General features: G+C 61.4%; 9 protein-coding genes. 5 read left to right on the top strand and 4 right to left on the bottom strand.

What is annotated here, in order from left to right; translation table 11 throughout:
- Positions 1 to 12: 12 nt before the first annotated feature.
- The 4 genes from CWO89_RS16825 to CWO89_RS16840 all read left to right on the top strand — a co-directional run bounded on the left by CWO89_RS16825 (position 13) and on the right by CWO89_RS16840 (position 4,739).
- The gene (locus CWO89_RS16825) at positions 13 to 819 is read left to right on the top strand and encodes an enoyl-CoA hydratase/isomerase family protein (RefSeq protein ID WP_130579898.1); all 807 of its coding nucleotides are present in this window, start codon (positions 13 to 15) and stop codon (positions 817 to 819) included.
- A 74-nt stretch (positions 820 to 893) separates the two neighbouring features.
- Positions 894 to 2,225 (top strand): MFS transporter, encoded by a 1,332-nt coding sequence (locus CWO89_RS16830; protein WP_130579899.1) that lies wholly within the window; start codon positions 894 to 896, stop codon positions 2,223 to 2,225.
- Between the two features lie 51 nt (positions 2,226 to 2,276).
- Positions 2,277 to 3,728 carry an aldehyde dehydrogenase family protein gene (locus CWO89_RS16835; protein ID WP_165421194.1) on the top strand — a complete coding sequence of 484 codons (1,452 nt, stop codon included), beginning with the start codon at positions 2,277 to 2,279 and terminating at the stop codon, positions 3,726 to 3,728.
- A 246-nt stretch (positions 3,729 to 3,974) separates the two neighbouring features.
- Entirely contained in the window at positions 3,975 to 4,739 is a 765-nt protein-coding gene (locus tag CWO89_RS16840) for a CGNR zinc finger domain-containing protein (protein WP_130579901.1), read from the top strand.
- Here the strand turns inward: CWO89_RS16840 and CWO89_RS16845 are convergent.
- The 4 genes from CWO89_RS16845 to CWO89_RS16860 all read right to left on the bottom strand — a co-directional run bounded on the left by CWO89_RS16845 (position 4,685) and on the right by CWO89_RS16860 (position 7,861).
- The gene (locus CWO89_RS16845) at positions 4,685 to 5,515 is read right to left on the bottom strand and encodes a C1 family peptidase (RefSeq protein ID WP_130579902.1); all 831 of its coding nucleotides are present in this window, start codon (positions 5,513 to 5,515) and stop codon (positions 4,685 to 4,687) included. The genes CWO89_RS16840 and CWO89_RS16845 overlap by 55 nt on opposite strands.
- 86 nt (positions 5,516 to 5,601) lie before the next feature.
- Positions 5,602 to 5,817: a hypothetical protein gene (locus CWO89_RS16850; protein ID WP_130579903.1), complete on the bottom strand. Its 216-nt coding sequence runs from the start codon at positions 5,815 to 5,817 to the stop codon at positions 5,602 to 5,604.
- A 61-nt stretch (positions 5,818 to 5,878) separates the two neighbouring features.
- Complete coding sequence (locus CWO89_RS16855; RefSeq protein WP_130579904.1) at positions 5,879 to 7,015, bottom strand: serine hydrolase domain-containing protein; 1,137 nt, start codon at positions 7,013 to 7,015, stop codon at positions 5,879 to 5,881.
- 555 nt (positions 7,016 to 7,570) lie between these two features.
- Entirely contained in the window at positions 7,571 to 7,861 is a 291-nt protein-coding gene (locus CWO89_RS16860) for a hypothetical protein (protein ID WP_130579905.1), read from the bottom strand.
- Between the two features lie 609 nt (positions 7,862 to 8,470).
- Between CWO89_RS16860 and CWO89_RS16865 the strand changes: the two genes are divergently transcribed.
- The coding region (locus CWO89_RS16865) for a copper resistance protein CopC (protein WP_349644886.1) at positions 8,471 to 8,664 on the top strand (194 nt) is incomplete at its 3' end.

Genomic DNA, 8,664 nt, shown 5'->3' on the forward strand with positions numbered 1-8,664 from the left:
GGAAACAACCACATGCCGTCACCGTACAGCTTTACCGACCCCCGTCTCGCCAAGCTCGATGGGTTCAAGGTCGAGATCGACGAGGCGCATGAGCGCGCCGACATCATCCTCGGCCGGCCGCCCTATAACGTCGTCTCGATGCCGCAGCGCGACCAGCTACGGCTGACCTTTGAGACGCTCGATGAAGATCCGCGCGTTCGCGTCATCGTGCTGCGGGGCGAGGGCGACCATTTTTCTAGTGGAGGCAATATCGGCGGCTTCATGGAAGCGAGCCCGGAGCATGTATCAAAACTGGCCTGGAATATCGCGGCGCCCGCGCGTTGCGCCAAGCCGGTGATTGTCGCCAATCGCGGCTATTGCTTCGGCGTCGGATTCGAGTTGTCGCTCGCCTGCGACTTCCGCATCGCTTCCGAGACCACACAATACGCTCTGCCTGAACAGAAGCTCGGGCAAATCCCGGGGTCGGGCGGGTCGGCACGCCTGCAGAAAATGGTCGGCATTACGCGCACGAAGGACATCGTGATGCGGTCAAAGCGCATTTCGGCGAAACAGGCACTCGAATGGGGGATTGCAACCGAATGCGTGCCGGACGCCGAACTCGAGAAGGCAACCGACAGGCTGGTTGACGAACTCCGCTCCTTCTCGCCGTTGGCACAGCGCACCGCGAAGAAGCTCCTGAACGACACCGAAGACTCGACGCTCACGATCGCAATCGAGCTCGAGGGCCATTGCTACAGCCGGCTGCGTCAGTCCGAGGATTTCAAGGAAGGCGTCGAAGCCTTCAACGCCAAGCGTCCGCCCAAGTTCGTCGGGCGCTGACGACGAAAGAACGCAGCTAACAACGCCGCGGACGGCCGTCAGCCGCCGCGGCAATCTTCAACGGGGAAGAAAATATGGCTGAGATGGACGTGTCGGTCGCGAATGTGCGGACGTCGGCAGACAATCGACAGATGGTCAACGCGATCATCGCCTCGGTGCTCGGCTGGGCGCTCGATCTTTTTGATTTGTTCATTCTGCTCTACGTCGCGCCGGTCGTCGGCGCATTGTTCTTTCCGTCGAGCAACGCCGCGCTGTCGCTCGCCGCAGTGTATGGATCGTTCGCCGTCACGCTCTTGATGCGGCCGCTTGGCTCGGCCGTATTCGGCCATTATGCCGATGTGCACGGACGCAAGCGCGCCATGCTGGTCGCAATTTTCGGTGTCGGCATCAGCACGGCTGCGTTCGGCGTGCTGCCGACGATCGCCCAGGTCGGCGTGATCGCGCCAATCATCTTCCTGATCCTGCGCCTGGTGCAGGGCGTCTTCGTCGGCGGGGTGGTGGCCTCGACCCATACGATCGGCACGGAATCCGTGCCAGCAAGTTGGCGCGGGGCGATGTCTGGTCTGGTGGGTGGTGGTGGCGCCGGGATCGGCGCGCTGCTGGCGTCGTTCGTGTTCCTGATCACGTCCTCGATCTTTCCCGGTGAAGCCTTCGCGGAGTGGGGCTGGCGCGTCATGTTCTTCTCCGGCCTGCTGAGCTCTTTGCTCGGCTGGTTCATCTTCAAGAACCTTGAGGAGTCGCCTTATTTCAAGGAGCTAAAGCGGCAACAGGCGACACGTAAGGCAGAGGTGCCCAAGGCTCCGGTCAAGGAAATCTTTTCAGGGGAGTATCGCAGGATCTTGCTGCTCAATCTCCTGATCACGTTCGGCGGCGGAGCGGGCTACTATCTGACCTCCGGATATCTTCCGAGCTTCCTGAAGATCATCAACGCGATCCCGAACCAGACCTCGTCGCTGATTCTGATGGGCGCCAGCGTCTCGTCGTTCTTCTCGGCTGTTCTGATCGGATCGCTAAGCGACAGGATAGGGCGGAAGAAAACCTTTCTCCTGGTCGGAGCAGGTGCCATCGTGCTGCTTCCGCTGTGCTATCTGGGCCTTGCTGCGACGAAGGACATCACGCAGATCACGCTCTATGCGCTTGCGATCGCCTTTATCGGCAATGCCGGCTATGCACCGGTGCTGATCTTCCTGAACGAGCGTTTCCCGACGGCTGTGCGCGCGAGCGGTACTGGGCTGTCCTGGAACATTGGCTTTGCGCTCGGCGGCATGATGCCGACCTTCGTGTCGCTGGTGAGCGCGGAGGCGACCGCGATTCCGACGTCGCTCGCCATCTTCTCGGTTGCGGTCTTCGCGATCTACCTGATCGGGGCAGCCGTGATCCCCGAAACCAAAGGGCAGTTCAAATAGCGACCATTGGCCGTCATGCCACGACGTCATCACTGAAGTATGGGTTAGATAATGTCTCTTCATGCGCGCAATCTGATTGGAGGCCATTGGCAGCAAGCCTCGTCCGGCGAAGCGGCTCCTAGCATCGATCCCTCCAATCAAGCCGTGATCGGCCGTTTCGAGGTCGGAGGAAGGCAGGACGCGGAGGCGGCCGTATCGAGCGCTCGTCGTGCGTTCGAGCGTCCGAGCTGGTCGCAAAATCCGCGGCTTCGCCAGTTGGTCATGCTGGAATGGGCAGACCGGATGGAGCGGCGCGGTGCGGAGCTGGCGCGCCTTCTCACGCTGGAGAACGGGAAACCACTGCCACAATCGCGTGGCGAGATCGCGGCCAGCGTCTCGGAGATTCGCTACTACGCGGGATTGACGCGTCACATCCCGGGCCACGTTCTCGAAGTCGAGCCGGGGACGTTCTCGACGATGCTAAGGGAGCCGGCAGGCATTGCCGGCCTGATCATTCCGTGGAATGCGCCCGCGGTGTTGCTTATCCGCGCGTTGGCGCCGGCCCTTGCCGCTGGGTGCACGGCGGTGATCAAGCCTGCGCCGCAGACAGCTCTCGTTACTGCCGAGATCATCAAGTGCCTGAGCGACGTCGAGCAGCTTCCTGCCGGCGTCGTCAATCTCGTCAACGAGCAGGGGCACGAGGTGGCGGAATATCTCGTCACTTCGTCCGAGGTCGACGTGCTCAGCTTTACCGGCTCGAATGCGACCGGGCAACGGATCATGGCCGCGGCTGCGCCGACGATGAAGAAACTGTCGCTTGAGCTCGGCGGGAAGTCGGCCTGTCTTGTCTTTGAGGATGCAGATATCGCGACGGTGGCGCCAAAGCTCGCTGCTGCTGCGACCATCATCTCCGGACAGCAGTGCACGGCGGCGCGGCGTGTTCTGGTACATGCGTCGCGTTATGAGGAGATGAAGGCGGCGCTGCGGTCCTCTCTCACAAACCTGAAAATCGGCTCCGGCCTGTCAGCAGAGACGGACATGGGTCCGCTGATCGATGCGGCGTCGCTTGCCGCAGTCTCGCGCAGGATCGAGAATGCGATCGCTGCGGCGGATGAGGTTGTCTTGCGTGGCGGACGGCCGAACGGCGATCTGGCCAACGGATTCTTCCTGACTCCGACGCTGGTTGAGCATCGCGATACTTCGGCATTCTTCGTGCAGGAGGAGATCTTTGGCCCGTTTGTCGTTCTGGAGAGGTTCGAGGACGAGCAGGAGGCGGTTGTCCGCGCCAACCACAGCGAATACGGCCTCTCCGCCAGCGTCTGGACCCACGATGGCGAGCGCGCGATGCGCGTCGCACGCGCTTTGCGCAATGGCACGGTCTGGATTAACGACCATAACAGGCTGTTTGCCGAAGCGGAAACCGGTGGATACCGCCGAAGCGGACTAGGCCGGCTGCACGGTTACGATGCGCTGATCGACTTCCTTGAGATCAAGCACATCTATCAGAACTGCGGTACTGTCTAGCGATCGACGAACTGCATCTTGACGGTGTGATCATCGGCGGCGGCTCGGCAGGCTGGTGCTTGCTAATCGGCTGCGGGCACTAGGCCGCAGATCTGGCTGTGTCCGCTAGCCCCTTTGAGGCCTGCACATCGGCCACTCTTTCGATTCCTGGAAGCTGCCACTCGTCTGGACAGCCAGTCATATTGGTAACTTGTCGACACCGACTTCGATGGTTACTCTGTTGGTTGCGGTCCAAGGGTGACTCTCATGGCTGATCAACGTCCTGCTCCCATCTTCGTTGCGGATTCCGTGGGTTTGGATTTTCTGAACACGCTCGCAACTCCTTTGGATATTGAGGTTGAGTGGCTCGGATCGGGCGAGGGCCTGATTTTATGGCTTCTGCAAGCCGATTTGGTGCCGCCCGAGGTCGTCGCTGATCTGCGCAGAAGGGCGGTAGCGGGGGAGTTTGATGCAGTTGCGGCTCAAGCGCGCAAACTGCGCGAGTGGTTTCGCGGATTCGTCAAGGCGTATAAGGGCAAGCCTCTCAAGCCGAGAGTTCTCCAGGAACTGGAGCCGCTAAACCGCGTACTCATCAGGGACGAGGAATTTGGCCGGATCGTTGCTCGTGAGACCGTTCGGAAGAGGCCGACGAAGGGGGATGGGGATCAAGCGCCAGTTTCGGGGTTGGCATGGAGCCGTCAGCGCCGCTGGCGATCGCCTGATGCCTTGCTGCTTCCAATCGCGCAAGCGATGGCGCAGCTTGTGTACGAGGAGGATTTCCAATACGTCAAGGCCTGCGAAGGACACCGTTGTACCTTGATGTTCGTGGATAGAACGCGGGGGCGTGCGCGCCGTTGGCCGCCCAAGCCGGGTAGGCGGCCTTCGCTGCGGCTACGGCGGCGTCGAGCTACTGCTTGGAGGCCCGGCGGGCACAGTGCCAGCACTTCCTCCGTCGCGATCCAGCGCCCGTCCGGCGATCAGGGCGTGACGTACATTGCCTTCCCTTGCGCCAGATACTGGAAGAGCTTGTAGCCCATCCAGATATAGCCGCCGCTGCCGTTCCACTGGTGACCCCAATCCGGGCCGAAGCTGTTCTGGATCAGGATGGCTTGCTGGTCGTCGTCGTAGCCGATGATGAGCATGCAGTGGCCGACGAGCTTGCCGTCCGGACTCTTGTCCTTGATGAAAGGGCCGGTCATCGGACTCGGCGAGGTGCTGTTGTAGCTCCCGAAGCCCTCGTTCAGCGCGGTGCCGTAGCAGAGCGCGCCGCCATTGGCGATCACCGCCTTGATCGAATCGAGATCGGACGTGTCCACCATCGCCCAGCCGGGAATCTGGAAACTCGCGTCGACGGTCGGGTTCGCATCATAGCTCGACCAGAGCTCGGGGCAGCTCGGATAATACGGCGCCGTTGCCCAGTTTGGCGTTCCTGCCTGGGTCAGAAGGTCGAGATAGGAGTTGAGCCGCGAGCCGTTGCAGGTGCTGACGCCGTAGCTCTTCATGACTTGGATATAAATGTGGGCCGGGCTCGCCTGCAGCGACGCGGTCGACGGCGATTGCTTCGACGCGGCAGCGGCGGTGAAGGTGGCAAGACCATAGGTCGAGGCCCACGCGGCGCAACTGCCCGGACTGCCCTGGTGCTGCGCCGTGCCCTGAGCCTGCGGTGGCGGCAGATAGTCGGGATTGACAGTTGCAGATGTGGGCAGCGCTCCGGCGAACACTGGCCGGATCGAGCGCCCGGTCTCGGCGGTTGTCGGATCGTACCCTGGATTCAAGATGGCGTTGAGAGCAGCTTCCTGCGTCGACATGAGAGCCTCCGTTGTGTGAAGTGGAACGATCGGGACGAGACCGGGCGGTCATGCCGCCCGGCGGGGTCTTGCAGCCGGCGAACCGGTCATGGCGATACGGCTTCCGCTGTCTTGCGCCGGGACCGGCTTTGGCTCGTCGCCGCGCTCGCTCGCGCCAGTAGAGCCTCGTCGCCGCAGCGCGGCACGAGCCGCAGCGTGGCGTGCTGCACCTCATTGGGATCGGCTGCAGCTTCGCGGGCCTGCAGCAGATGCTTCGGCAACGCGCTGTCTTGAAGAAGCGATAGGTCTCGATGATCCGTCATGGTGTCAGGCTCCGTTTCGATGAGAAACCGTGTCGGGATCGCGATGGTGCGATCTCCGGCCTCACGGGCATTGCGGGATTGTGTGCGGAGTCGGAAATGTCGACGGCATCGCCGGGATGCCGCGCAGCTCGCCGAGCAGGATGCGCCCGTTGGTCGTGATCACGTCGCCCGCGCCGCCGCTGGTGTTGCCGAACACGAACACGCCGACCTTGTGCGTGGCATCGAAAGCCATGTAGGTCTCGTAGCCGTCGAAGCCGCCGTTCTTGTCGAAGTAGTCGTTGGACAGTTGCCAGCCGAGCCCCATGGACAGCACGTTGGACGGCGGGTGGACCTTCTGGGTCTGTCTCATCGCCAGGCCAAGATGTCCCTCCGGCGGACTGACTTCGGCCTCCAGGAACGTCAGCATGTCGGCGAGCGTCGAAGACAGCGCGCCGGCGCCGAGCCCCGCCGAAGTCAGCACCCAGTCCGGCGGCTCGACTGTCTTGTAGGACGGCGGCAGGCTCGTGGGCGGGACGTAATTGTAGCCTTGCGCGACCTTCGCCTTCACGGCGCTGGAATTGACTTGCGTCGACGTCATGCCGAGCGGCGCCGTCACGCGGTCGACCACAAGCGCCGGCCAGTTCTGGTACGTCGCGTCCCAGTTGAACGCGCTATTGCCGCCAGCATAGGCATGCGACAGCAGCACGCCGAGAAGCGCGAAGCCCGGATTGCTGTAGACCCAGTGCCTGCCGGGTTTATAGGGTGGCGTGAAGTCGTTCAGGAATGCGCCCAGCGACGAGAGCGGATAGTCGCCGAACGCCGGCCGCTGCCCGCATACCGGGGTCGGGAATCCGGCGCTGTGGGTGGCGAGGTGCCAGAGCAGGATGTCGCCGTGGGGCTGTTTCAGGATGATGTCGGACGGCAGCAGATCGGTGACGCGGGTGTCCTGCGTCGCCGAGGTCTGCGACGCCGCGAGCGCCAGAAGCGTTGCCGTGAACACCTTGGTGTTCGAGCCGATGAAGACCACGGTGTCCTCAATCGAACCGGTGCCGCCCTCATGCAGGTCGACTTGTCCGAACCGGAAATAATAGCGCTGGCCGGCGACCGTCGCGCCGACCAGGATTCCGACGGACTTCTTCGGCTCGGGGATCCCGAGAGGTGCGACAAGAGGTGAAAAGAGGCGATCGACTATTGTGCTGATTCCGTTCGCGTTCTGCATCGCATTTCTCCAGTCGCGTGCCAGCCTCAGACGCTGAGGCGACGTATCTGTTGCAGTTTAAGGAAACGCGGTCGCCGCGAGTGCCTCCGACGCCGTGACGCCACTTGCGAGAAACCGGAAGGCCATCGGCACAATCCTTCTGTTCGGCGACTTGCGTCGCCGGTAGCCGGAAAACTTTGTAAGGTCTTTGCGCTTGAGTGCTTCGGTTGGCGCTATTCAGCGAACAACTTTAGATCATCGCTGATTCAATACCACTACCCTTTCGGGTAGTCGCGCGGACAATCGGGCTGCACAACTTACGGATGGTAACGTCAGGAGATGAGATTCAAAGAAAATATGTACCGAATGCTTTCGTCGTGGCGCGCCATAGGGTCTGTTGCCTCGCTAGCTGCAGCGGTCGACGGAACCAGCTCCCGACAAAGACAAACGCGATCGGAGTGATGCAGGTTCAATGGCTCGCTTGTCGGAATGGATTGCCGCTCGGCGCTCAGGCTGTCCGACATCGAACCGCGCATTGGGACTCGCGGACGCCAAGTGTGGTCGACTCTCGCAGTCCTACCTGACCTGCGATTGAAACTGGCGGTGCTTGAACGCCGTCAGCGCGACGACGATCACACAGCACAGCGCGTTGAACCCGTTGGTCAAGCCCAGCGTGATGTCCCCGAGATTGGAGAAGGAGTAGACGGCCGTTGATCCGTTCGCGGCAGTCCAGAGAAACCAGGTCGAATAGGAAATGGCTGAGGCACCATTGGTATCGTGCGCGATCCTGTAGATCTGCGGCAGATAGGAAATGACCCGCAGAGCGTTGAAGACCGTGAACAGGTAGTACGCTAGATCCGAAAACATCATCCGTGCACCCGGCTTTCGTCCGATCTCAGATAGAGCTCTTCATGAGGCGCTCCGTCAGCTTTGCGGTGCGCCGCTCGTCGATCCCTGTGCTGTCAAATGTTGGCTAGCTCTGCTACCGGATCATGACGCGCGCGGACTGAGCGGCTACATCCGTAACCGAAGTGTGGTTTGGCGTACCGTTGTTTGAGCCGTCAAACGGTGCGCCATATATCCTGTGTGCCGGCAGCGTCACGCTAGCTGCTTCAAGGCCGCGGCGGTTGGAATGCGCTTGACTTAACAAAACGATGTCGTATCATTTTTTCGCATTTCGATGCGGTGAGCGGAGTTTCCCGCCCAATCGGCTCGGCGCTCCTTCGCTGAGTTCACGCGGTCTTTACCCGATATCCAGTGGATAGTTGACGCCGAATTCAACGAACGCATGTCAATCGCGATATGGGACTGGTTCGTACAGCCACGTCAGTAAGCTTGGTCATGAGAACCGCCGAAAAGACTACATGCCTTCTCCACACGAATAGTCCGCCGCGCATGAGACCCAGAATTCAATTACCGTTTTCGGCACTGCTCCTTCTCTTGCTTTCTCTCCAAGAGGCCACGGCGCACGCCATCGTGATCAAGTCGTCGCCCGCGGCCGACGCGGTCATGCCTGCCGGCAATGTGCCGATCCATCTGCAGTTCAATAGTCGGATCGATCACGATCGTTCAAAAGTGACCCTGATCGGCGCTGGTGGGACAGAGCAGCGGCTCACACCGGCGACCGACTCGCCGCCCGATGCCCTGGATGCCGAGGCAAAAGGTCTCAG

Source organism: Bradyrhizobium sp. Leo170, from assembly GCF_004296405.1.
Classification (GTDB): Bacteria; Pseudomonadota; Alphaproteobacteria; order Rhizobiales; family Xanthobacteraceae; genus Bradyrhizobium.

Coding starts and splice junctions, on each gene's coding strand:
- CWO89_RS16825 (WP_130579898.1), top strand. CDS start 13: ATGCCGTCACCGTACAGCTTTACCGACCCCCGTCTCGCCAAGCTCGAT.
- CWO89_RS16830 (WP_130579899.1), top strand. CDS start 894: ATGGCTGAGATGGACGTGTCGGTCGCGAATGTGCGGACGTCGGCAGAC.
- CWO89_RS16835 (WP_165421194.1), top strand. CDS start 2,277: ATGTCTCTTCATGCGCGCAATCTGATTGGAGGCCATTGGCAGCAAGCC.
- CWO89_RS16840 (WP_130579901.1), top strand. CDS start 3,975: ATGGCTGATCAACGTCCTGCTCCCATCTTCGTTGCGGATTCCGTGGGT.
- CWO89_RS16845 (WP_130579902.1), bottom strand. CDS start 5,515: ATGTCGACGCAGGAAGCTGCTCTCAACGCCATCTTGAATCCAGGGTAC.
- CWO89_RS16850 (WP_130579903.1), bottom strand. CDS start 5,817: ATGACGGATCATCGAGACCTATCGCTTCTTCAAGACAGCGCGTTGCCG.
- CWO89_RS16855 (WP_130579904.1), bottom strand. CDS start 7,015: ATGCAGAACGCGAACGGAATCAGCACAATAGTCGATCGCCTCTTTTCA.
- CWO89_RS16860 (WP_130579905.1), bottom strand. CDS start 7,861: ATGTTTTCGGATCTAGCGTACTACCTGTTCACGGTCTTCAACGCTCTG.